General features: G+C 59.4%; 1 pseudogene. It reads left to right on the forward strand.

The features are described 5' to 3' along the window. Nucleotides 1-123: 123 nt before the first annotated feature. Nucleotides 124-384: pseudogene (locus ELR45_RS36290) on the forward strand (DUF5819 family protein); the annotation flags it as partial. Nucleotides 385-858 lie beyond the last annotated feature (474 nt).

The raw sequence follows: 858 nt of genomic DNA on the forward strand, positions 1-858 counted from the left end.
CGGTTGGTGTGGGCCCACCGGCGTTCGTGATACGAGTACATGGGCAAGGGCGGAAGATACGGGCGCGGGGTGGTTAGGGTCGCCCGGATGCGGGGCCAGTAGGCGGCGCCAGAGCAGAACCGGAGCCTCTTCGCGCCGAACCCCATCGGTACCGAGCGGATTCTGTATGTGCGCGGATGGTACGACGCGGAGCGCGCTACGGAATGGGTGAATGTGAGCGAGCTCGAAACGCAGGCCGCCATCACGCACAATCTCTTTGCCTCGCGGGCCGGCAAAGTGACCAGCCAGCTCGCCAGCCGGATAGGCCGCCAGCATGGGAAGCTCAACAGCGACGACCAGGAGTTTGCTCGCCGCACATCTCCGCCACGAATCCGGAGTCTGTGAGGGTGACTGACCTGTGAGTGCGAGTCGACTGGGTGGAACCGGCGGAGCGCCTCAACGGTCAGACGTTATGAGAACCTGGCTCGGCGCGCCGTGGGTGGTCACAAGTCGGTAACGCTTGCGGTTGCCCGTGTGCAATGAGAGCGCGGGTTGAGTGGAGCGCCTCTTCCTGGTTTAGGCGCAATTTATGCGCCATTTTGTCCGATTATTTGGGACAAAGGCTGATACGCGGTGAGACTGCCCATTCGGTGGAATAGTGAATCTGATTGCGAAAATTCTTTCCCCTGAGTTTGCGTGTATGTGATGCGAAGGGGTGCCTGAGGCGGTAGCTTCGGTCTCTGGCATTCGTCAATGGATTCCCGTGCTTGTAAGTGATCTTGACTCTATGGGGTGATCTTGTAAGTGATGGGAGTCATGAACTCTCTAGGGGAGAAATAGAAATGGCTGAAACAAAGCCGCGGAGGCGCGCTGTACGGG

Origin of the sequence: Phytoactinopolyspora endophytica (assembly GCF_004138495.1) — a bacterium.
Taxonomy (GTDB): Bacteria; Actinomycetota; Actinomycetes; order Jiangellales; family Jiangellaceae; genus Phytoactinopolyspora; species Phytoactinopolyspora endophytica.